General features: G+C 69.1%; 16 protein-coding genes. 7 read left to right on the top strand and 9 right to left on the bottom strand.

Annotated features, from left to right (window positions below; genetic code table 11):
• Positions 1 to 299: 299 nt before the first annotated feature.
• From ACWDX7_RS26065 to ACWDX7_RS26055, 3 genes are all read right to left on the bottom strand, one after another.
• The gene (locus tag ACWDX7_RS26065; protein WP_451492820.1) at positions 300 to 1,211 is read right to left on the bottom strand and encodes a short-chain dehydrogenase/reductase; all 912 of its coding nucleotides are present in this window, start codon (positions 1,209 to 1,211) and stop codon (positions 300 to 302) included.
• A complete protein-coding gene (locus ACWDX7_RS26060) occupies positions 1,190 to 3,118 on the bottom strand; it encodes an ABC transporter ATP-binding protein (protein ID WP_451492819.1) in 1,929 nt (642 codons plus the stop codon). The genes ACWDX7_RS26065 and ACWDX7_RS26060 overlap by 22 nt, the downstream gene beginning before the upstream one ends.
• 222 nt (positions 3,119 to 3,340) lie before the next feature.
• A complete protein-coding gene (locus ACWDX7_RS26055; RefSeq protein WP_451492818.1) occupies positions 3,341 to 4,741 on the bottom strand; it encodes a hypothetical protein in 1,401 nt (466 codons plus the stop codon).
• Between the two features lie 479 nt (positions 4,742 to 5,220).
• Between ACWDX7_RS26055 and ACWDX7_RS26050 the strand changes: the two genes are divergently transcribed.
• From ACWDX7_RS26050 to ACWDX7_RS26035, 4 genes are all read left to right on the top strand, one after another.
• Positions 5,221 to 12,777 (top strand): SDR family NAD(P)-dependent oxidoreductase, encoded by a 7,557-nt coding sequence (locus ACWDX7_RS26050; protein ID WP_451492817.1) that lies wholly within the window; start codon positions 5,221 to 5,223, stop codon positions 12,775 to 12,777.
• Positions 12,778 to 12,890: 113 nt separating this feature from the next.
• On the top strand, positions 12,891 to 15,182 hold the full coding sequence (locus ACWDX7_RS26045; protein WP_451492816.1) for an MMPL family transporter: 2,292 nt from the start codon (positions 12,891 to 12,893) through the stop codon (positions 15,180 to 15,182).
• 60 nt (positions 15,183 to 15,242) lie between these two features.
• Positions 15,243 to 16,142 carry an SDR family NAD(P)-dependent oxidoreductase gene (locus ACWDX7_RS26040; protein WP_451492815.1) on the top strand — a complete coding sequence of 300 codons (900 nt, stop codon included), beginning with the start codon at positions 15,243 to 15,245 and terminating at the stop codon, positions 16,140 to 16,142.
• Between the two features lie 130 nt (positions 16,143 to 16,272).
• Entirely contained in the window at positions 16,273 to 16,428 is a 156-nt protein-coding gene (locus ACWDX7_RS26035) for a hypothetical protein (protein WP_451492814.1), read from the top strand.
• Between the two features lie 88 nt (positions 16,429 to 16,516).
• On the opposite strand, the gene ACWDX7_RS26030 is transcribed toward ACWDX7_RS26035, so the two are convergent.
• The gene (locus ACWDX7_RS26030) at positions 16,517 to 17,047 is read right to left on the bottom strand and encodes a hypothetical protein (protein ID WP_451492813.1); all 531 of its coding nucleotides are present in this window, start codon (positions 17,045 to 17,047) and stop codon (positions 16,517 to 16,519) included.
• Here ACWDX7_RS26030 and ACWDX7_RS26025 point away from each other — a divergent pair.
• Entirely contained in the window at positions 17,047 to 17,628 is a 582-nt protein-coding gene (locus tag ACWDX7_RS26025; protein WP_451492812.1) for a hypothetical protein, read from the top strand. The genes ACWDX7_RS26030 and ACWDX7_RS26025 overlap by 1 nt on opposite strands.
• Before the next feature lie 242 nt (positions 17,629 to 17,870).
• Here the strand turns inward: ACWDX7_RS26025 and ACWDX7_RS26020 are convergent, their stop codons facing one another.
• Together ACWDX7_RS26020 and ACWDX7_RS26015 are read right to left on the bottom strand one after the other, a co-directional pair.
• Entirely contained in the window at positions 17,871 to 18,029 is a 159-nt protein-coding gene (locus ACWDX7_RS26020; RefSeq protein ID WP_451492811.1) for a hypothetical protein, read from the bottom strand.
• A gap of 245 nt (positions 18,030 to 18,274) precedes the next feature.
• Positions 18,275 to 18,886, bottom strand: a complete 612-nt coding sequence (locus ACWDX7_RS26015) for a hypothetical protein (RefSeq protein ID WP_451492810.1) — start codon at positions 18,884 to 18,886, stop codon at positions 18,275 to 18,277.
• A gap of 66 nt (positions 18,887 to 18,952) precedes the next feature.
• On the opposite strand from ACWDX7_RS26015, the gene ACWDX7_RS26010 reads away from it, so the two are divergent.
• On the top strand, positions 18,953 to 19,423 hold the full coding sequence (locus ACWDX7_RS26010; protein ID WP_451492809.1) for a hypothetical protein: 471 nt from the start codon (positions 18,953 to 18,955) through the stop codon (positions 19,421 to 19,423).
• Entirely contained in the window at positions 19,420 to 19,602 is a 183-nt protein-coding gene (locus ACWDX7_RS26005; RefSeq protein WP_451492808.1) for a hypothetical protein, read from the top strand. The genes ACWDX7_RS26010 and ACWDX7_RS26005 overlap by 4 nt, the downstream gene beginning before the upstream one ends.
• Before the next feature lie 262 nt (positions 19,603 to 19,864).
• On the opposite strand, the gene ACWDX7_RS26000 is transcribed toward ACWDX7_RS26005, so the two are convergent.
• The 3 genes from ACWDX7_RS26000 to ACWDX7_RS25990 form a co-directional block, all read right to left on the bottom strand.
• Positions 19,865 to 20,062, bottom strand: coding sequence for a hypothetical protein (locus tag ACWDX7_RS26000; RefSeq protein WP_451492807.1), 198 nt, complete (start codon positions 20,060 to 20,062; stop codon positions 19,865 to 19,867).
• Positions 20,063 to 20,266: 204 nt separating this feature from the next.
• Positions 20,267 to 21,124, bottom strand: coding sequence for a MazG nucleotide pyrophosphohydrolase domain-containing protein (locus ACWDX7_RS25995; protein ID WP_451492806.1), 858 nt, complete (start codon positions 21,122 to 21,124; stop codon positions 20,267 to 20,269).
• Positions 21,125 to 21,380: 256 nt separating this feature from the next.
• The gene (locus ACWDX7_RS25990) at positions 21,381 to 21,608 is read right to left on the bottom strand and encodes a helix-turn-helix domain-containing protein (protein WP_451492825.1); all 228 of its coding nucleotides are present in this window, start codon (positions 21,606 to 21,608) and stop codon (positions 21,381 to 21,383) included.
• Positions 21,609 to 21,712: the final 104 nt, after the last annotated feature.

The raw sequence follows: 21,712 nt of genomic DNA, 5'->3' as shown, positions 1-21,712 counted from the left end.
TTTGCCGAGGTCCCACGGCCTCGGCGTGGTGCCAGCTCTGACGACCCGACGGCATTCTTGGCAGCACCTCAGCGAGGGCGGGTTCGATGCCCGGCGACGTCGTTGAGCTGCTGTCCGAGGGCGGTGAAGGGCTTCGTGGTGGCACTACACCAGGTCGTTTCCGTTCGCCCGGTTCCGTCTCGGCCTATACGACGTCAGCGCTGGCGAGGACAGGCTGTGCGGGGTGGCCCTATTCGGCTTACCCATCACGATGGGTCCGGATCGGCTGGTACCCGAACTGGCGCCGTACTGCGGTAGCGCTAGGGGGACAGGGTCGCTGAGGCAATCGCCTGTACAGAGGAGTAAGCGGGGGGCATAGCTCCGCTGCGGGCTGTGTCTTCGAGAGTCCTCAAAAGCGGTTGGAGCTTGGTGTGGCGGGACAAGAAGTGGTCGGAGAGCGGATTGACGATGCCGCGCAAGATCCCGACAGGTTGCCAGCGGCGCGGCACAGTGATGCGTGTCGCGCGTCGCTCGATCCCTTTAACCGCCTGGCACGCGACTACCTCCGGGGAGATAGCGGCTGCCAGTAGGCGAGGGAAGGCGACCTCGCGCATCCGGGTCGTGAGTTCGTGTCCTCCGAGCGCCGATCGAGTCATCGGTGTTCGCACCCACCCTGGATAGAGAACGCCGGCCGTGGCTCCGTGCATGGCCAACTCGACGCGAAGGGCTCGGGCGAACTGCTCAATCCCTGCTTTGGACGCTGCGTAGGGGGCGTTTACGACTCCGTTGATGTACGCGTATGTGGACGAGGTCACCAAGACGTGGCCGTGGCTGGCGATGATTTGCGGGAGGGCCTCGCGCACCGTGCGCCACACCCCCACGAGATTCACCTCGATGATGCGCTCGAACAGCTCCGGGTCGACCGTGGCGATGGTGGCGGGCACGTCCGGACCGATCGCTGCGTTGGCGAAGACGACGTCAAGCGCACCGAACCGGTCGATGGTGTGGGCCATCGCGCTGTGCAGGGATGCCCGGTCGGTCACATCCACCGACAACGGAAGCGCTCGTTCCTCGCCCAGCTCGCGGGCGAGATCGGTGAGAGAGGAGGCGTTGCGACCGGTGAGAACCAGGTTGGCGCCTCGGGCGTGCAGGACTCGCGCGGTGGCTGCACCGATGCCGCCTGCGGCTCCGGTGATGAAGACGGTTTTCTTCAACAGGGAGTACTTGGCCATGGACCGTGTCCTCGTGAGGGGGGCGGGGATGTCGGAGTCTCCCGCCGGGGTGGGCATGTCCCGGCTTGTGCGGCTCTCGGGGAGCACTGGAGAGTCGATGCCGGAACGGGGAGGGATGTGCCACCTTCGGAGATCACCGAGGTGAGTTCTCTGTAGTGGGGGCTGCGGGTGAGGAGGCTTTCGTGGCTGCCGGAGACTGCTGTCCCGTGCTCTGTGAGCAGGATGATGTGCCGTGCTCTGCGAATGGTGGACAGCCGGTGGCTGGCGACGATGACGCAGCGTGTGGTCGCCAAGTCGTCGAGGGCTCGGGTGACGAGGCGGTCGCTGATGCCGTCCAGGTGGGAGTTCGGCTCGTCGAAGAGGAGGATGTCGCTGTCGGTAAGGAGGGCACGGGCCACGGCGAGGCGCTGGCGCTGGCCGCCGGACAGGTCCTGGACGCGACCCAGGGGCGTGTCGAGGCCTTGAGGGAGGCACACCACTGCGTGGCGCAGCCCGACCCTCTCCAACGCTTCCAGCAGCTCCGCATCGCTGGGCGGTTCGGCGAGGCCAAGCTGGAGGTTCTCGCGAATGGTGCCTTCGATGAGGGTGGACCGTTGGTCGACGTAGGTGACGCGTCGGCGCAGGTCGCCGAGGGGCCAGTTGCTGACGGACCTTCCCAGGACGCGGATCTCTCCGTGCTCGGCTTGTGCGAGGCGGTTGATCAGAGTGAGCACCGTGGACTTTCCCGCGCCTGAGGAACCGACGAGGGCAGTGAGCCCGGTCGCGGGGACGTGGAAACTCGCATGGTCCAAGACGGGGTTGCCGTGCGGAAGGCGGAAGGTGACACGGCGGAAGGTCACTGCCTGTGCGTCGGGATGGGGTAGGGGCAGGACGGGAGCTGCGATTGTGTCCTGTTCCGCTTCTGTTGGGCGAGTGAGGAGGTGGTGGAAGCGGCCTCGCGCGGTTCGTCCCACCTGTAGATGGCCGATACCGACGGCGGCGACAGTCAGGGGTGAGGTGAGGTGCAGCAGGTAGAAAAAGAAGCCACTGAAGGCGGCCAGGGACAGCTCTCCGTGCATGATCTGCTGCCCTGCTGCCAATGCGACGGCGAGGACGGCAATCTGCTGGCCCAAACTCACGACCGGGCCGATGAGGCACTGCAGACGGGAGGCGGGCAGACACGCCGAACGAACGGCATCTGCGGCGTGTCCGAGTTTGTGTACGGCCTCACTCTCGTAGCGGCAGGCCTTGACGGTGACGAGCGCGGCGAGGTGGGCGGTGAGGCTCTGGGCAAGCTGTCCGAGCGCGCGCTGCTGGGCGACTGCGAGGCGTTTCATCCGGGTCGTCATGAGGGCGATGCAGGCTCCGGTGAGCCCGAAGGCTCCGACGGCGACCATGGTGAGGCTTAAGTCGATCACAACCATGGCAGTGAGCGTGGCCGCCGTGGCGATGAGCGCCACCGGGAGGTGGACGAGACCGGTTTCGATGAGCAGACGCAGGAGGGCAGCGTCCGAGGTGACCCTGGCCGTGAGGCTGCCGGTGCCCTCGTCGCGTACCGCGCGCAGCGGCAGCCGCAGCAGATGCCCCATGGCCAGGCGACGCAGACGCAGCACAGCGCGCTCGCCGACTCCCGCCAGTAACCACCCGCTCAGGGCCTGCAGTCCGGCCGCGCTCAGGACAGCGACGCTTATGCCCACGGCGGCCTGGGTGACCGACTGGTGCCGGGAGAGAGCATGCATCACGCCCATCACCAGCCACGGCACCACCAGACTGGCTGCGGCCGAAGCGAGGGACAGGACGGCTGCCAGGGCGAGCAGCAGCCGGTCGCCGCGCAGGAGGTCCTGGCCGATGCGCAGTCCCGGCACCACTCCGCAGTCGGGGGTCAGCGGCCGTGTCGACGGTTGGGGGCGGACGGACGAAAAGGTCATGTCGCGGTGCCTCGTTTACGAAGACCGAGCGAGGGAGGAGCCGATCGGCCGCAGCCCGCAGCCCTGCTCATCGCGTCGCGAAAGAGTGGCGTACTGCCGGGTTCCGGGCCCGTCACGGGCGGCGGCGATTACTGATCGGGGGGCCGGCGGCACGGCTACAGCCGACGCTGGCAGGCCGCTCTCTACTGGGTTCTGTCCACGGGCCGGAGGCGGACTGCCCACTCATACCGGCTGGGGGACGTCGTCGGGTGTGAAGTGCACTGCCGTGCCGTACAGGTCGAGCAAGCCTTGGAAGGGCTGGGCGGCCAGGCCGGGCTTCCACAGTTCGACGGCCATCTCCCCGTGGTACAGCAAGGGCCAGCGCACATAGGTCCGCGGATCGGCCGGATCGTTGACGGCATGCGACCGGCGAACGGTGTCACGGGCGATCTCGACAGTCAGGTCGGTGCCGCAGCCAAAGCCGTAGGGGAACTGCTCGCGGTCCGCCTCGACGGTTTCGATCACCGTTTCGTCGCTGGAAACGACCCCGACGTGGGCGTGGATGCCAGCCCGGATGAGGGGTACCTCGCGTTCTCCGTCCGGGTCCAGAACCCACGTACCTGACGGGTCCTTCGTGACGCGGACGGTGGGGCATGCCTCCATCAGGGCGCAGATCTCCCATGTCTCTACTGATGGTTGCATCGGCAGCATGCCGCTGGGGGCCAGGACGCGCAGGCGCTGACCGTCGGCAAGGCGCGGCTCGACGGCCACGGTCTGCTCTCGTGTCAGGTTGCGCTTGTCGACGTCCCAGGAACCTGAGGCGCTGACCACCAGGCAGTTGAGATCGGGGTCGAAGGCGAACAGCATGCCTTCGCTGAAGCCCCGCATTCCCATGTAGACCTCGTACATGTCGGCCAGCTGGTCGGAGACGAAGTCGGACACCTTGACCGGCGCCGGCAGCAGTCCCAGCTCGCCCATCCGACGGCCGGCATACGCCAGTTGCTCAGGCGCGGTGCTGGCCTGCCACGCCTCGGGGGTGATCGCGTCCCGGACGGTGTCGTAGTCCTCAGCGACCTGCCGGGCGCACGCCGCAGTGACCAGCCGATCACGCATGCGGTCGGCGATGTTCATGATCTCGGTGGGATGACCGCCCTCCATGTTGCAGAACGTCACCTCTGCCACCTGACCGGGAGCGTCGCCGCGGGACACGAACAGGACCTTGGCCGCGCCGAGCCGACCCATGGCTGTGCGGGCGGTGGCGACGACTTCTGCGTGGGGCAGCATACTGAGGCGTTCGGGCACCTCGACCACGGCGACGACATGGCGGGGGTTGCGGCGCAGGCCATGCTGGTGGCGCAGCATGGCACTCAGCGGTGGGTAGGTGTCCGGGATCCTCTCCCGCAGGGGTTGCGGTCCCTCGGGGATGTGCCCGCACATGAGCATCAGGTCGACGTCGCCGTGGGAGCGGTCCAGGACGGTGTGGCCCTGTACCTCGAAGGAGGCGACCAGATGGTTCAGGAAGGACCGAAGCGCCTGCTGTCCTGCCGGCACCTCGCCGATGACCTGGACTGTGCACGTACGCCACCAGCCGCAAGCGGTGACATCGGTTTGGACGTCGGGCACGGCGACCGGTGAACTGCTCATGGCCTACCTTCCGGGAACGTTGCGGCCGCCTTGAAAGGGGCCTTCGTCGGCTGGGTCGCGGCGCGCGAAAGCGCGGCGGTGACACGTTTGTTGCCGTGGACGCAAGAAGCCGCGTGTGGGGACGGCTCACGACATCGGCGACCATACCGGCGGCCTGAAGGAACACTCAGCTACCGCCACCCTTTCGGGGATCGACGGGCGATCCGTTGACGCCCGCGCGAAGTTCCTGCACGTCAGCACCGCGGGAGCGCCACGTACTTCACGCACATGGGTGAATGAAAGAACCTGCCCTAAGTCGCGGGATCTGCCGAATTCACCCCATACGTGCTGCAGATTTGCCTCTCGCGTTCACCCCCGCGCCGCAACGCATGCATGGACTGTTCGTCGCTCTCCCTAAGATCACGTCGTCACCGGCGGCGGAAGCACTTTTCGCGTGCCATCACCTGCAAGGCGCCTTGGCTGCCCCCCCCTTTTTTCTTGTGCACTGGGAGATCTCTGTGACTCTGGCCCCCACGAACCCTGACAGGCCCGCCGTGGCGATCGTGGGCCTCTCGTGCCGGTTGCCGGGGGGCGTCAATGGACCGCAGGACCTGTGGGAGGCACTGCAGGGGGGACGCGACCTGGTGGGTGAGGTCCCGCCGGACCGGTTCGACCCCGAGCGGTTCGTCGACACTGAGCGTCGCAGGAGCAACAAGAGCTACACGGCGGCGGGCGGATTCCTCCAGGACGTGACCGGTTTTGACAACGGCTACTTCCAGCGGGTCTCACCGCGCGAGGCGGCGCGCATGGATCCGCAGCACCGGCTGCTGCTGGAGATGGCAGTCGAGGCCTTGGACGACGCTGGCATCGACCAGGCCGCCACCGCCGGCTCTGACACGGCGGTGTTCGTCGGCATGTCGAGCCACGACTACGCCGACTTGCAGTCCACCGGCGGTGATGCGCCCAACGCGTACTCAATGGTTGGGCTGGCGGCGACCAACGCCGCCAATCGTATCTCCCACCTGCTTGACTGGCACGGGCCGAGCATGGCGGTGGATACCGCCTGCTCCTCGGCCCTGACCGCCCTGCACCAGGCGTGCGAGACGCTGCGTGCGGGCCGCGCGCGTATGGCTCTGGCCGGTGGGGTGAGCGTCTTGCTCAGTCCGTTCGGTTTCACCGGTTTCTCTGCCGCCTCCATGCTGTCGCCGACCGGCCGCTGCCGTGTCTTCTCGGCTGAAGCCGACGGTTACGTGCGTGCGGAGGGCGGCGGCGTCGTGGCCCTCAAACTGCTGTCCGATGCGCTCGCCGACGGTGACCGCATTCATGGGGTGATCCTGGCGAGTGGCGTCAACAGTGACGGCAGCACCACGGGGCTGGCGCTCCCCAGCGCTCAGGCGCAGGCTGCGTTGCTGGAGCAGGTCTACGCCCAGGCCGGCGTGAGCGCCGATGACCTGTCCTATCTGGAGGCCCACGGTACGGGAACACCGGTGGGGGACCCGATCGAGTGCGACGCCATCGGCCGGGCCCTGGGCGCCCGTCGCACGGTTGCGCCGCTGCCGATTGGATCGGTCAAGAGCAACACCGGTCACCTGGAGGCCGCTTCCGGCATGGCCGGACTGGTGAAAGCCCTGCTTGTCCTGCGTCACCGCCGTATCCCGCCGACCCTGCACGCGCAGCCGCTCAGCCCTCATATCGACTTCGAGGGCTGGCAGCTCGATCCGTGCACCGAAGCCAGGTCTCTTGCCGGGCAGCGGCCCGTGGTCGGCGTCAACTCCTTTGGTTTCGGGGGCTCCAACGCGCACGTCGTCCTGGCCGCCGCGCCCGAAGTGCCCGACAACGAACCGAGCGAGCCGCCTCAGGGTGTGCTGCCGGTGGTGGTCTCGGCCCGCACCCCGGAGGCGCTGGAGGCCGCGGCGGCCCGCATGGCTCAGCGGCTGCAGGAGGAGACCTCCGAGGGGTTCTACGACGTCGCGTGGACGGCCGCTTGTCGTCGTACCCTGCACCCCCACCGGGCCGTGGTCCTCGCCCCCGGCGCCCGGCAGGCAGCCGAAGCGCTGGAGGCCGTTGGCCAGGGGGCATTGCCCCTGCCCGCCGCCACCGCCACAGGACAGGCTGTGGCGGAGGGCCGTGTGGTGTTCGCCTTCAGCGGTAACGGCTCCCAGTGGGCCGGGATGGGGGCGGACCTGCTGCGCGAGGAACCCGTGTTCAGGGCAGCGCTCGACCGGGTCGATGACGCGCTCCGGCCCCACCTGGGCTGGTCGGTGCGTGAGGAGATGGCCGCCGCCGACCCCGCACGCATCGAGGCCACCGAGATCGCCCAGCCGCTGCTGTTCGCTTTCCAGATCGCTCTGGTGGAACTGTTCAAGGCCCGCGGCATCCGCCCGGCCGCGGTCCTGGGCCACAGTGTCGGCGAGATCGCCGCCGCCCACATCGCCGGTGCTCTCGACCTGCCTGCCGCCGCCCGGGTGGTCGCCGAACGCAGCCGTGCTCAGGCAGCCACGCGCGGCCGAGGCCGCATGGCCGCAGTCGGCCTGTCCGCGGAGGAGGCGGCCAAGGAACTCGCCCCATACGCCGGCGCTCTGGAGATCGCCGCTGTCAACGGCGACCAGGACGTCACCATCTGCGGTCCCGAGGAACACCTCCAAGCCCTGGGCGCCGACCTGGAGCTGCGCGCGGTCTTCTTCCGCATGCTAGAGCTGGACTACGCCTTCCACAGCCAAGCCATGGACCCCGTACGGGACGGCCTGCTCGCGTCCCTGGAGGGGCTGCGCCCTGCCACCACCGCTGTTCCGTTCGTCTCCACGGTCACCGGCACCGTTTGCCCAGGCGAGGAGCTCGGAGCCCACTACTGGTGGCGCAACGTCCGCGAGCCCGTGCTGTTCGGACCGGCCCTGCATACGTTGCTCGATGACGGTTTCGACATTTTCGTCGATATCGGTCCTCACCCCGTCCTGCGGCCCTACTTGCGCAAGGCGGTCAAGGGATCGGAACAGCCTATGCTGGTCACGGCTACCTGTGCCCGGGCCGTGCCGGGGCCCGCCGCTGTCGACACCGCGGCGGCCCAGGTGCTGGCCGCCGGCGCCCGCATCCAGTGGGACGTCTTCTTCCCGCAGCCCGGACGCACGACCGACTTGCCGGCATATCCCTGGCAGCGCGAGCGGCAATGGCACGGTGACCCTCAATGGTGGCTGCGCGTCGCCGGTGAGACCACTCCCGTGCAGCACCCCTTGCTGGGGGCACGCGTCCCCGTGCAGCAGCCCTGCTGGTCCAACCTGGTAGAACCCACCCGGTTGCCGTGGCTGGCCGACCACCAAGTCGCAGGCTCAGCCGTCATGCCCGCCGCCGCCTATCTGGAGATGGCCCTCGCCGCAGGCGGGCTCGTTCACGACTCCCCCGTCGAGGTCAACCATCTCCTCATCACCCGTGCCCTCGATCTGCCCTGGGATGACGAGGCCGCCGATGTACGCGTACAGGTCTCGCTCAGCGACGGCGACCAGGCGCTGACGATCGCCGCCCGTACCGGCGACGACCTGCCCTGGCAGCCCTACGCCCGGGCCCGCGTGCGACGGCTGCTGGCCGCCGCGCCGCCCTCCGTCGACCTCGCCGCCCTGCGCTCGCGCCTGCACACCCCCATGGACGTCACCGAGCACTACGCCCGGGCCCGGCGCGCCGGCCTCGTGTACGGACCCGCCTTCCAGGTCCTGACGGAGCTGCAGCTGCACGAGGGCGAAGCCCTCGCCTCCTACACCCTGGGTGAACCCGCAGACGGATACCACGTCCACCCGGCGCTCCTGGACGGCGCACTCCAGGCAGGCGGCTGCCTGACCAGCGTCGACGGCGAGTACCTGCCGTTCCTTCCGGTCGCCGTCGAAGCCTTGCGCCTGTGGCACACCCCGCCGCTGAGCGGCCTGATCCACGTACGCCTGCGAGAGAGCAACCCCCAGGAAACATGCTGGGACATCACCCTGTCCGACACCGACGGCAACATCTGCCTCCAGCTCACCGGCTGCCGGCTGCGTCGCATGGGCCACACCCCCACCGAACCCGTGCAGCACCTCGTCAACGTGCTGCGCGCCGCTCCAGGGACTGCCGACCCGGCACTGCCCGGCCCCCTGCCCTCGCCCACCACCCTGGCGCAGACGTGTCTTCCCTACCGCGACCGTCTGGAGAAGACCTGGCGCGAGGAAGGGCACGAAGCCGGGCTGCAGCGTCTACGCGAGTGCTGCTCACGCATGACCGCCGACGCGTTCGCCCAGCTGTTGCCGGAAGGGCAGAGCGAGTTCGACACCGGTGATCTGGTGGCAGGCGGCATGCAGCCCCGCCACACCCGTCTGGCCGAGCTTCTCGCCCATGCCACCCGCGGTCTGCTGCGCCAGACCCAGCAGGCCGGAGAAGGCCGCCCTGCACGTTGGCGCCTTCCCGACACCGACGGCCCTCCGGCGCTGGAGCTGTTCCAGCAACTCGTACGCGACTTCCCCCGGCATGCGGTCGAGACGTCCCTGTTCGGCCGGTGTTGTCTGCACCTGGCCGACGTCCTGCGCGGCAAGCGTGATCCGCTGACGCTGCTCTTCGACGAACCCGACCGCCACCTGATCGAGTACTTCTACAGCGACGCCGTCCAGCCCCGTTTCCACAATCAGCTGCTGCTCGCCTTGGTACGCGAACAGGTCCGCACCTGGCCGGAGGACCGGCCGCTGCGCATCCTGGAGGTCGGTGCCGGTACCGGCAGCAGCACCGCCCTGCTCCTGCCCCACCTGCCGGCCGAGCGCACCGCATACACCTTCACCGACCTGTCCGCCGGTTTCTTCCCCCCTGCCAAGGCGCGCTTCGCCGACTTCGACTTCGTCGACTACCGCTGTCTGGATCTGAACCAGGACCCGGCCGAGCAGGGCTTCACCGCGGGCTCCTTCGACGTGGTGATCGCCACCAATGTCCTGCACGCCACCCGAGACCTGCGTGCGACGCTCGCCCGCATCACCTACCTTCTTGCCGACGGCGGACAACTCCTCGCCCACGAGACCCACGAACCCGGTCTGCTGGCCCCCTGCTTCGGCACCCTCGAGGGATTCTGGGACTTCACCGACGCCCCGTTGCGCCAGGACTCCCCTCTGCTGCCAGGGGAGGCATGGGCACCACTGTTGCGCGAGTGCGGCTTCGACGAGGTCGCCCAGCTCGGGCATGACCAAGCCTTGCCGGAACTCGAGTACTCAGTCCTCTGCGCCCGCCGCGCGACCCGCACCACCGCCCTCCTCGCCCCCCTCGCGCCGCCCGCCTCCCCGGACACGCGCTGGCTGCTGGCCGGGGAGAACCCCGACGGCGACCTGCTGCGTGACCTCGTCGACGTTCTCGTCGAGGCGGGCGCCGATGTCCGCGTCGCCGGCCTGGACCAGACACCTCGGCACTGGGCGCAGGACGCGGGGGAGCAACAGCCCCCGCACACGGTCCTGGTCTTCGACGCCGATTCGGGCGACAGCCCCGCCGACATGTGCGACCAAGCCGTCGCCCGACTCGGTGTGCTGCGGGACCTCGCCGAAACCGGCTCACACCTGCCGGCCGGGGCCGCAGCCAACCTGTGGATCGTCACCCGGCCCAGCGGCATCCACCCCGCCCCCGAACGACCGGGCGCTCCTCAGGACGCGGCACTGTGGGGCGCTACCCGCTCCCTGGCGAACGAGATCCCTCATCTGACCATCCGGCGCATCTCCCTGGAGGCCGGTGCCCGGCCCGCCGGCGACGCGCGGCGCTTGGCGGCCGAACTGCTCCAGCCCACCGACGAGGACGAGGTCGTCCTGACCCGCAGCGGGCGCTTCGTCCCGCGCACCGTCCCCCGGGCCGCCTCCACCATCGCACCCGAGGCCCCCAGCTCAACGCCCTTCACGCTGCGCCTGCACGACGCCGGCCTGCGCCCCCGGCTCACCTGGACCCCGGACCGGCCGCAGCAGCCCGCCGATGACGAGGTCACCATCGCCGTCGCAGCGGCCGCACTCAATTACCGCGACGTCATGCTCGCCGTTGGCCTCCTGCCCCCAGGCGCGGAGACACCGCTGCCGGACGGGCTGGCCCTGGGCCTGGAATGCGCCGGCACGGTCACCGCAGTCGGCGCCAACGTCACCCATCTCACAACGGGCGACCGCGTCTACGCTCTCGCGCCCCGCAGCCTCAGCTCCCACGTGACCGTCAACGCCCGCCTCGTGGAGACCATCCCCGACGGCATGACGTTCACCGAAGCCGCCACCCTGCCGGTGGTCTACTTCACCGTCCACCACGCCCTCGAGCGCCTCGCGCGTCTCCAGGCGGGCGAGACCGTCCTTGTCCACGGTGCCGCCGGCGGCATCGGCCTTGCCGCCCTCCAGCTCGCCCAAGCCCGCGGCGCCCACGTCATCGCCACGGCCGGCACCCCTGCCAAGCGCGACCTGCTGCGCATGCTCGGTGTCCGCCATGTCCTGGACTCCCGCACCCTGGACTTCGCCGAGCACGTCCGCGACCTCACCGGCGGGCAGGGCGTCGACGTCGTCCTCAACTCTCTGGCGGGAGAGGCCATCAGTCGCACCCTGGAGCTCCTGCGGCCGGGCGGGCGCTTCCTGGAACTCGGCAAGCGCGACATCTACACCTCCACCCCCTTGGCGCTGAGGCCCTTCAGCAACAACATCGCCTTCTTCGGCGTGGACGCGTACCAGCTCATCTCCGGCCGCCTGCCCCAGGCCGGGACCTGCTTCGACGAAACAGCCCAGCTCATCGCGGACGGAACCTACCGCCCCTTGCTGCACCTGGCCTACCCGGCCACCCGGATCAGCGAGGCACTGCGCGTCCTGCAACGCTCCCGCCACCTCGGCAAGGTCGTCATCACCTTCGAGGAGCCACCTCCCCTGGAGCGCATCGACCCGCCCCTGCAGCTCTCCCCGCACGCCACTTACCTGGTCACCGGCGGACTCAGCGGACTCGGCGCAGCCCTTGCCCACCATCTCGTCGACCACGGCGCACGCCACCTCGCCCTCCTCGGCCGCCGAGGCACCGACACCCCCGGCGCCCCCCAACTGATTCAGACGCTCGCCCAGCGCGGCGCCACCGCCACTGCCCACGCGGCTGACGTCACCCGCGAAGAGGACCTGCGCCGGACACTCGCCACCATCGACGCCGACGGCCTCCCCCTGGGCGGGGTGATCCACGCCGCGATGGCCCTGGACGACGCGCCGCTGGCCGAACTCACCGACGAACGTCTGCGCACCGCGCTGGAGCCCAAGATGCTCGGCGCGGCCACCCTGGACGCACTCACCCGCGACCGCGACCTCCACCTGTTCGCGACCTGCTCGTCCGTCACCGCCTGGTTCGGCAACGCCTACCAGGCCAACTACACCGCCGCCAACGCCTACCTCGAAGCACTCACCCGCACCCGGCGCGCCACCGGCCTGCCCGGCACGACCATGGCCTGGGGCGCTGTCGGCGACACCGGCTACGCCGCACGCCACGGCATCACCGACATGCTCGCCCGCCTCGGCCTGGACAACCTCACCCCCGCCGAAGCCTGCACCGCCCTCACGGACGCCGTCGCCCAGGACACCGACGTCACCGCCGCCGCCAGGATCGACTGGGCCCGCATCCGCAGCATGATGCCGGCCGTGCAGACCCCCCGCCTCGCCGGTCTCATCCCCCTCCACACCCCCCAGGACGACGGACCCGATCAGCTACGTCACCGTCTCGCCACCGCCACCCCCGACGAAGCACTCACCCTGGCGGCCGACGCCATCACCCAGGTGCTGGCCGAGATCCTGCAGACCGACCCCGCCCGCCTCGACCGCGACCGCCGCCTGGACCAGCTCGGCCTGGACTCCCTGATGGCCGTCGAAGCCGTCGTCGCCGCACGCCGCCGCCTGGGTTGCGAACTGCCGACCCTGGAATTCCTCAACGCCCAGGGCATCACCGACCTGGCCCGCCGCGCCCTGATCCGCCTCGGCCACCAGACCCCCACCGTGCCGGCGCCGGCCGCGCCCAGTTCAACAGCGCCGGCTCTGCCCGTGGCGGGCCCGGCCGGGCCCGCACTGAGCGCACACACCCCCTGACCCCACCGACCCGTACACCTGTAGTAGAGAGGCCGACCGTGATGTGCGAGCCACCCCTGCACCCCGACGGCTCGCACATCCCGGGCTCCCTCGCCGCGCTCGCCCGGTGGGCAGTGCGCCGCAACCGGCTCGTCCTGGCCGCTGCCGCACTCTTCGTCGTCCTCACGGGTCTGCTGTCCTCCGGAGTCTCCGCACACCTGAGCAGCGGCGGCTGGCTTGCCGAGAACACCCCGGCGGCGGAGGTACGCACCCGGTTGGCGCAGTCCCCTCACGGGGGTATGCCGCCTCTGTTGCTCCTCGCCCGCACCACCGGGTCCGTCGACGATCCGGCTGCGCGCACTGCCGGCACCCGGCTTGCCGAGGATCTGCGCCAGGTACCCGGCGTTACCGGCGTCGACTCGTACTGGACGGGCCCTCTCAGCCCAACCACCGCCGCTCATACGCCACCGTCCCCGCCGGACCCACTGCTACGCGCCACCGATGGCCACACGGCCCTCATCGCCGTATGGCTGGACACCACCGAGCCCATTCGGCACGCCGCCACCGCCGACGTCCTCGCCCATGCCGACGGCCGGTACGGCCCCCTGCAGACCCGGGCGGCGGGCGAGGCGGCCGTCACCCGCGCCATTCGCATGTACAGCGAGCGGGACCTGGTGCGCATGGAACTGCTGGCCCTGCCCCTCACGTTCGTACTTTTGTTCCTGATGTTCGGCAGCGTTCCAGCGGCTCTTGTGCCTCTGGCCGTCGGCGTTGTCGCCATTATGGGCACCGCCGCCATCCTGCGCGCCGTCGCCGCCATCGCCCCAATCTCCGCGTTCGCCCTCAGTCTCACCACGGCCGTTGGGCTTGCCCTGGCCGTGGACTACAGCCTGTTCATCATCGCCCGCTACCGCGAAGAATTGGCCCTCGGACGCCCGCACGCCCAAGCGGTGGTCCTCGCCACCCGCACCGCCGGACGCACCGTGATCACCTCCGCCGGCGTCGTCGCCGTCTCACTGCTGGGACTCCTGCTGTTCCGGGTGCCTTTGATGCGCTCGCTGGCCATGGCGGGCATCAGCGTCATCGTTCTGGCCGCGGTGGCCTCCCTCCTGATCGTCCCAGCCGCCCTTGCCTGCTTCGGCGAACGCCTGGCCGGGCGGGACATCCTCGCCCGTCGACGCCAGGCCGCCCGGGCCGCCGCCCGCTGGGGGATCCTCGCGACCGCCGTCATGCGCCGCCCCCTTGTAGTCCTCACCCTGACCAGCGCCCTGCTGCTCCTGCTCGCTCTGCCTTTCCGCGATGTGACTTTCGGTTTCAGTGCCGAACGTGCCCTGCCCGCCGATTCAACGGTCGCCCGGACCATGAGGAGTCTGCATACCGACTTCCCCCACCTCGGGACCGAGATCGACGTCGTCCTGCCCGACTGGCATCCCGTCAGCCCCTACGACGCCAAGCGCCTCGATGCCTATGCCCGCAATCTGTCCCGCCTCCCCGGCGTCCAAGGACTACGCACCGCGACCGGCACCTACCTCAACGGCAAGCCCGCCGGCCCCCTGTGCAAACCCACCGAAGAACCACCTGCGCATCACCCCTGCTCAGGACTACGGCGATTCACCCTGCCCAGCGGCACCTGGCTGGCGATCAACTCCACACCTTGGCCCTACAGCACTGCCGCTGTCGACCTACTGCACACCGTCCGCACTCAACCGGCCCCCGTGCCAGCCCTCACCGGTGGGGCCACCGCTGACTTCCTGGACACCCGCACCTCGGCGTTTGACCACCTACCCGGTGCCCTTGTGGTCGTGGCTGTCGCGACCCTGGCCCTGCTGCTCGCCTTCACCCGTAGCCTGTTCCTGCCGCTCAAGGCACTGCTGATCAACATGCTCAGCCTCACGGCGACCTTCGGTGCGATGGTCTACGTCTTCCAACAAGGCCATCTGCGCCAATGGGTCGGCGACTTCACCATGACCGGCAACACCGACCTCTCACTGCCGTTCATCGCGTTCTTCCTCGCCTTCGGCCTGTCGATGGACTACGAGATCCTGCTGCTGGCCCGCATCACCGAGGCGCACGACCGTACCCGCGACACCGTCCGTGCGACCGCCGAAGGCCTGCAAGCCGCCGCTCCGTTGTTCACCGCCTCGGCCGCCGTGGTCCTGATTGTTCTCCTGGCGCTCGCAGTGACCGACGTCGCCCTCTTGAAAAGCATCGCTGTCACCGTCGCGCTGTCCGTCCTCCTGGACGCTGCGGTGATCCGCCCCCTGCTCGTGCCGGCCGTCATGAAGCTGGCGGGTAACGCCAACTGGTGGCTACCAGCCCCCTGGCGCCGCCGTCTTCCCCTGCGGCAAGGCCCCGAACTCCGCCGACACCACACCGCCGCAACCGCCAATCCTCAGCCTGCAGACGATGTTCCCCTCTCCACCTGACAAGACTTGGACTAACCGTCCCGGACATTCCGACAAATCCAGCCGTCCCGAAAGAGCTCTATGAGCCGCTACGACCTCGCCGGACGCACCGTCGTCATCACCGGCTCCACCGGCGGGCTCGGCTCCGCCGTCGCCCAGGCGCTGCGGCGCCGAGGTGCGCACCTCGCCCTCCTCGACCTCGACGGGACCGCTAGCGCCGCCCAGGCCGACGCGCTCGGCGGTTCCCGCGTCGCCTGGGCAGCGCAGGCGGACGTGACCGATCTCGACAGCGTCCGGTCGGCAATCGACCGCGCCGCCGCTCACTTCGGTCGCATCGACGTCGTCATCGCCAACGCCGGCGTGAGCGCCGTTGCCCCGATGGCCACCCTCACCCCCGAGGTTTTCGAACGCATTGTCGACGTCAACCTGAGCGGAGTCTGGCGGACCTTCAAGTCCGCCTTGCCGCACGTCGAGCATCAACGCGGCTATCTGCTGGCCACCTCTTCCATGGCGGCCTTCGTGCACTCCCCGCTCCAGGCCCCCTACACGGCCAGCAAGGCCGGAGTCTGGGCGATGTGCAACAGCATCCGCCTGGAAGTGCGGCACCTCGGCGTCGACGTCGGCACCCTGCACCACACGTTCCTCAAAACGCCGATGATGGACGCGATCCACGCGGATCCGGCAGGCCGACGCCTGTGGGGAGGCAACGAACGGGGACTGTGGCGGATGTGCACCGTCGACAAGGCCGTGCGCAGCATCGTGTCAGGCATCGAACGTCGGGCGCAGACGATCACCGCGGGCCGCGCCCATGCAATCGTCGCGGCAGCCCCCGGCTTCTTCCGGCCGTTCGTCGACCGCGTCGGGTTCACGACCAGGACCATCACCGAGGCCAGCGCCGCCTCCTCACCCAGCGGCGGCCTTGCGCCCACATCCTCAACCGTGAGTTGTGAATTTGAGGACAAAGCGCTGGATTTGAGGTAGGCGAAGGCAAGACCGTCCGGCTGTCTGAAGGCGAACCCGCGCGCAGGGGCCCCGTAGAGCCTGGTGCTTCGACCATGGGACACTCCACCGCTTTCACGCGCCGGACGAGCCATGGTGTACGGCGGCCTGGGTGCCCTTCCGCGCGGCCTCCGAAGAACAGGCCACGGAGGCCAAGCAGCACGCGTATGGGGATGCCCGGTTCTTCGATGAGCTTCCCGGTGACAAGCAGCTGGAGGTCATCGAGATCCGCAAGACGTGGACATCGACGCCTGGTCCCGTCTCCTGATCGGGGCCGGGGCCGTCGGCTCGGGGGATTCTCCGTAACAAGAGCGGCGACACCCGGGCGGTGCCGCCGCTCGGCGTTGACGCGTCAGTCAGGGCCGGCGCCGCCGGCGGGTGAGGTCGGGGACGGAGGACTGAGCCGCCACCTGCTGCTCCAGGGCCGCGTTGGTCTCCTTGAGTTTGTTGTTCTCGATCTCCAGGACGTGGACGATCCGGGCCAGGAGCTGCGCCTGTCCGCGCAGATCGTCGCGTTCGGCGCGGACGCGGGCCAGGTCCTGCTGCTGCTTGGCCGCGCGGGCCCGCGCTGAGTCGGGCAGTCCTTCGGGGACGGGTGCGCGGGCCTTGACCAGGGCGTAGAACAGGTCCTTGAGGCCGGTGTGCTTGTGGGTGAGTTTGTTGCGGCGCAGGCCGGCTTCGGTGGCCAGGGAGACGACGGTCAGCTTGCCGTCGGAGTGCAGCGGGGCGCCGATCAGCAATCGCACCATGGCGTCGGTGATGGCTCTGATCTCCGCGGCGTCCTCGGTGTCCGCGTGGCCCTGGGCGCGGGTGAGGGCCTCGCCGACGAGTTGGGCCAGCGCTGCGCCGTCGCGCGTGCCGGGCGCGGTCGCGGCGGGGGTGTTCATTGGCGCTCCGTGGGTTCGGTGTCGGCCGGCTGCTGGGCGTCGTGGCGGCGGATGATGGCGGTGAGGTGGTCCTTGCGCTGCTGTTCGCGGGCGGCGATGGGGTAGGGGTCGAGGCCGGCATCGGCGTCCGCCTCGATCCGCGCAACCTCGGTGCGCAGGGCGGTGATCTGGCCGTCGGTGCGGCTGATGTTCGCGCACGCCGGGTGGCAGCGAGAGTGGTCGGGGGTGCTGCGGCCGCCGTCGCGCGCCCGGTCGCGGTCGGGGTTGCACAGCGCGGTGAACGCGTCGTGGTTGCAGGTCAGGAACGCCTTGGGGTCCTCATAGACCTGGAGGCGGGGGTTGGCGACCAGCGCTCGCAGTTCGCGTCGTCCCAGGTAGGTCCCGGCGTACCGGTCGGAGAACTCGACGGCCGCGGCGCGGTAACGGTCGGCGGCCGGGCCCTCGCCGACGTCGTCGATGCAGGCATATCAGTCCGCCCACACTCAACTGGACGTGCACGGCGCGTAAACAGCGGACTGACTTTTCCAGATGAAGAGCTTCACGATCGGCACTCGAGTGCATCCACCGACGGGACGAAGTAAATGAACGATGACGATGGCCGCGAGGACTGAGCCGAACTCACCGGGGATGACTCGCTCGCCTCAGTCTCACCACAGGGGCCCTCCAGCGGAAACGGCGGAGGGCTCCGACCTCGCGCACGTCGTACCCGGTGGACGGGTGTTCGGCACGTTCATGCCGCGCGCCCCGATGATCTACTGGTCAGTCCAGCTCGCGCGATCGAGGCTGCCGCGCACTTGCCCTGGAGCGTTGAGAGGGTCGGCCGTCAATCGTTCAGGGCGTCTGCGGTACGGCGGGTGGTGCGGCGGAGGTAGTCGGTGACGGCGGGGTCCGCGTCGAGGGTGTACTCGGCATCGAGGGCGGTGAGGGCCTGGGTGTCGGCGTACTCCTGTGAGTGCTCCACCAAGTACAGGGATATGTGCACCACGTACTTGTAGCTCTTGGTCAGTGGGGCAGTCGCTGATTCAGACCGCGGGGAGGGTGTGGAGCGAGTATCCGGCCAGCGGCTGAGTAACCATCAGGCGTTCGTGTCGCCCTGGGTACGGACCCTTGGCAGCCCGAACGCCGCCATCTGCTTCTCTTCGTAAGAAAGAAAGCCAAGGCTGCGGTAAAAGGCGGCGTTCTTCTTGCCCTCCGGCGTCGCTTGTCCGGCCGAGCGAGACGTCGACGCTACTTACCGCACTTGGCCTTGTAGCCGTCCAGCAGAGCCTTGCCAGCATCGGAGTTGTCACGCACGTACGCGCTACCGCTGATGCTGATCGAGGTTTCGCTGGTTGAGATGAACTCGCTGCCGGTCCGCTTGTTGCGGCTGTCGTCTCCGGCGACCGTCCAGATGATCTGGGACTGATCCTTGTTGAACTCGCCGGTGCTGGTCACACCCGGCTTCTCGTAGACACCATCGCAGTTGTACTCATGATGCGAGACACTGTTGCCCTTGACGACCAGCTGGCCGAGTTTGGACGTGCCGTTGACGTCCTTGATGTAGTAGGTACCGTCGAGCTTGCTGCCGCTGCCGCTGCTTCCGCTGCAGGCCGTGAGTATGAGTGAGCCCGCGGCCAGGGCGAGCACCCTCCGGAGGAGGTCCTCCAGCTCGGCTTCCGCAACCTGCTCAGCTTCGGCGACGACTACGCCGCGGTCCCCACCCTGGAGCCGACCGGTGAATCGATCGCCGCCAGCTTCCTCGAGATGGGGCCGCCCGTGCCGGACGTCGTTCGGGCACTGAATGCCCGACAGGCCGCCCTGACGGGAGACAGCGCCAGCGTCGACGCCTTCACCCGGCAAGGGCTCGGATTCTGGAGCGGATGGCAGGAGCCGGTTTCAACTGCCCTTATCGGCACATGGGCTGACTTGCCGTTCAGTCAAGGTCTGCTGTCCCTGAGCGCGCTGGAGTCCCTCAGGGATGAGGCGCGCGTCATCAACAAGCAGCTGGCCCCGCTCTGGCGGCGCAGGCTCAATGCCAATCGCATCTGGAGCCTGGACTTCTCCTTCGGGCACGGCATGACCATGTACGACCTCGCCGCCAGCGGCCCCGACCCGTACGAGGTGCTCACCAGTACCCTGCCCGACGACCCCCGCATCGCCGCGGTTCTCGCCCAGCTCACCCCGGTTGAGCGCGCGGTCGCCATGGCCTGGGCCAATACGCGCATCACCACCTGGGCGGAAGCCGCAGCCATGGTCATCGACTTGGACGCGCCCGTGGTCACAGGCTTCGACCCGGCCGCCCTGGGCGCGAGGGTGCGCCGCAAGCTCCAGCGCCTCGGCACCCGGTACACCGAGCGTGCCGCTGCGGCCTCTGCGTGGCGGGAGAAGCAGGCGTGACCCTAACTGCCCTGCTCCTGATCCTGCTCCTTGCCGTGGTCACCCTGCTCGTCGGAGCCGGGGCCCTGGCACTGCTGCTGCACCGCCCCGCCTGGGCCGCCCCACTCGCCGGTTCCCTTGCCGCGATGACGCTCATGGCCGCTGTCATCGGCATACTCGTCGCCGTCACCCGCAACTGAACTCGCCTCGGTGGCACGCGTGGGCGTGCCACTGAGGCGAACTTGCCGCGCTCTCGCGACGGCCCTGAGCGGCCTTGCGCCGGCGGCTGGTACGAACTGCTCTGAGCGGCGATGCGGCGGGCGCTCTGGGCTTCCTGCGCTGGATGGTGATCCGCGCGGCACGCAGGTTCTTCTCGGTGCGGGCGCCGGCGGCCATGGTCCGGTACATGGTCGCCGCGTTCCTGGCCCGGATCGCCTGACCGTGTACGTGGGGGGTCCTCTTCTAGTCGGCGCTGTCGAGCTGCCAGACGCGGTCGGGCACCCGGTGCTCGCGCATCTCGGTGAGTCGGGCTTCGAGGGTATCGACGTCCGGCGCTTGGTGCTGTGTGGCGCCCAGGGCTTCGGCGTACGGGCTCTTCCGCACGGTGTCCCATGCGGCCTCGGCGGCCCGGGAAAACGCGATCCGTGCATCGGCGTCCACACCGCCATCCTGCCGCCCGGTGTTCGGTGGTCTGCTGGGTGAGCTGTCGGTGCTCTTTTGCGGGAGGTGCCCACCAGACGTAGCGCGAGCCGGCCTTTGCCCTCGGCGGCCGCGAGCTGGCGCAGGTGCTCGTCGGCTGTGGCCGCCACCACCGCCGCCGTTCGCCGGATCGGTTGAAGGAGCCTGGTTGCCGGTTCTCGTCTGTCAGAGGGCCTCGACGGTGAGAGTGCGGCGGTCGAGATCGAGTTGGACGGTTCCGCCGTTGGCCGCGCGTAGTTGGCGCCATGTGGCGTAGCCGGTGAGGATCGCCTGTTCCCAGTCGGCTGAGCGGCAGGCACCGACTTCGAGGTGTGCGGTCATGTGACCGATCGTGGTGAGGAGCTCGTGGTCGATGTGCTTGATGTCGGCGAAGTAGCGGTGGCGGGCTGCGTAGGAGAAGACAAGTGCAGAGATGCCTTCTTCGATGGCGATGGCCCGGCCGCCGTCTTCTGCTTCGTCGGTGGCGGGGTGGCTTTTGCGTTTGCGGCTGAGGAGGAAGCGGGTGACGGGTGACCAGCCGAGGACGGCGGCGTGGGCGAGGTGGAATGCGTCGTGGAAGCGGTAGTCGTCTTCGATGTGGGAGGCGCTGGTGAGGGGGTCGCCGGCGGGTGTTCCGTCTTCTCGGGTGAGGACGATGACCGTGCGGCCGTCGGGGGCGGGGGTGGGGGTGAAGGTCAGGGTGGTTTGGCGGGGCAGGCGTTCGTGGGCGAGGAAGTCGTCGTCGAGACGGGTGTGTTCGGCGTCGGGGGTGGTGCGCCAGCGGTCCTTGGTTTTTTCGAGGCTGGCTGAGGCGATGTCGTCGAGGTCTAGGCCGAATCGGTGGGCGAGGGCGGCGATGTACCAGAGGGCGTCGCCGAGTTCTTCGCGGAGTTGGTGTTTGCCCTGTTCGAAGGCGGGTCCATCACGAAGGTGCTTTTTGTAGACGGTGGCGAGGGATCCGACTTCGCCGGCGAGGCCCGGGCGAGCTTCTACTACTGGCGCCGCACCGCGGCAGCAAGGGCGGCCCGGCAGGCCGTCGGGCACAGACCACGGTGGCGCCGTCGGGCGGGTCGGTGTAGAGGCCGATGATCCGCGTCCTCTTCCCTCGAAGTCACGGTCCTTCGATCTCACCCGGGAACGGGTGCGGCGCCAGCGGACACCTTCGGTCAGCAGAATTCGGCGGACCGGACCTGCCCACCTCAATGCCGTGACGGCGGGCAGTCTCCGCAGGGGCGTCGAGTGTCCATTCCAAGCGGGCCCGCCGCATCGTCTGCGACCAGGTCACCGTCCTCACCCCTGGTCAGGCGGCCTGGAGGCGTCTGTCGGCCATTGCTACGATCCTCGATCGTTCCGCCTCAGTGATCCGCCGGGGACGGCCACTGACTGGCCGGTCCTCCAGCCCCTCGAGCCCCAGCACGTTGAAGCGGCGGAGCCCCCACCGCACCGTCTTGGCGTGACAGCCGAGCTCCGCCGCGATCACTGCCACCCGCAGACCGCCCCAGCTCAACACAATGATCCGCGCTCGCATCACCGGATCGGCTGGCGCCTTCCGAGCACCCGCCAGCCTGGCGACCACCCCGCTCGCCGTCCGCGCCGAGCGGCTGGGCCACGGATCGAAACAACTCCCGCATC

It is taken from the genome of Streptomyces sp. NPDC003034 (assembly GCF_053591375.1).
Note: the sequence above shows the minus strand (reverse complement) of the source record. Positions and strands in the feature narration are given on the sequence as shown.

Excerpts from the sequence above, each read along its gene's own strand:
- ACWDX7_RS26065 (WP_451492820.1), bottom strand. The coding sequence starts at position 1,211 with ATGGCCAAGTACTCCCTGTTGAAGAAAACCGTCTTCATCACCGGAGCC.
- ACWDX7_RS26060 (WP_451492819.1), bottom strand. The coding sequence starts at position 3,118 with ATGACCTTTTCGTCCGTCCGCCCCCAACCGTCGACACGGCCGCTGACC.
- ACWDX7_RS26055 (WP_451492818.1), bottom strand. The coding sequence starts at position 4,741 with ATGAGCAGTTCACCGGTCGCCGTGCCCGACGTCCAAACCGATGTCACC.
- ACWDX7_RS26040 (WP_451492815.1), top strand. The coding sequence starts at position 15,243 with ATGAGCCGCTACGACCTCGCCGGACGCACCGTCGTCATCACCGGCTCC.
- ACWDX7_RS26030 (WP_451492813.1), bottom strand. The coding sequence starts at position 17,047 with ATGAACACCCCCGCCGCGACCGCGCCCGGCACGCGCGACGGCGCAGCG.
- ACWDX7_RS25990 (WP_451492825.1), bottom strand. The coding sequence starts at position 21,608 with ATGCGAGCGCGGATCATTGTGTTGAGCTGGGGCGGTCTGCGGGTGGCA.